The organism is Thalassobacterium maritimum, from assembly GCF_031127805.1.
GTDB classification, from domain to species: domain Bacteria; phylum Verrucomicrobiota; class Verrucomicrobiia; order Opitutales; family Coraliomargaritaceae; genus Thalassobacterium; species Thalassobacterium maritimum.
In genome coordinates, this window is sequence record NZ_JARXHW010000180.1 from 1 (window position 1) to 802 (window position 802).

An 802-nucleotide genomic window follows, 5' to 3' on the forward strand; every position below is an offset into this window, starting at 1 on the left:
CATTCAACGAGGTTTTTCAAAACGAATGCATGATATCACTTTTAGGGCTTGTGGCGTTTGCTTTATTAATAGATTTGTAAGGTGCTTATTAAGAGAATTTAATGGCTTATAGCTTGCGGTTTCGCTGAGGAATGCGTCCCAGCGATTCGTGTATTCAAATTCACTGTATTTTCACCTATTCGTGCTATCCTCAATCGGGAGTAATCTTACTGTTAATGCGATTTGACAGATTGAGTCACGTTTAATAGATGAGTTATTTGAGCGATTTTAAAATTTTGAATTTTGTAGGTCTTGCCGTTTTGAATGCATGCTATCACTTTGGGGGAATTATCTGGGGGGCGCGCTGGGGTTTTGTAAGTTTCTGTATATTATGTGATAGTGGAATTATTTGTGTGTTTTTTGGTTTTTGAGTTTCCGGCGAATCATGCATTTAATTACTTCTTTAGTTTGATTGAGGTGAGCTTTTGATCACTAATTGTCTTTTTTTATGAAAACCACACATTTTCCCTGTTGGGCTGAGGTGTTGGCCGCGTAAAAAGGCTTCGCCTCACCACGTAAAGAGCAGAGCTCACGTGGCAGGCGGCGGTTATTCTTTTAGGGATGATCGGTTATGTTCTATGTTTACGTGCTGCAGTCTCAACTCGATCAGGGGCTTTACATCGCTTATGCTGGTAATTTGCGTCGCCGTCTATTTGAGCATAATACTTGTGAAGCAAAAGCGACTTCTTTTCGAAGACCTTGGAAGCTCATTTATTATGAGGCGTATGTGCTGGAAGAGGTATTAGAGGTGGCCGATTCCGTG

At 40.8% G+C, this 802-nt stretch carries 1 protein-coding gene; it reads left to right on the forward strand.

The window, feature by feature from the left end; all coding sequences use genetic code 11:
* Window positions 1-610 precede the first annotated feature (610 nt).
* Window positions 611-802: GIY-YIG nuclease family protein (locus tag QEH52_RS19925; protein WP_308952717.1), on the forward strand; the 192-nt coding region annotated here is incomplete at its 3' end.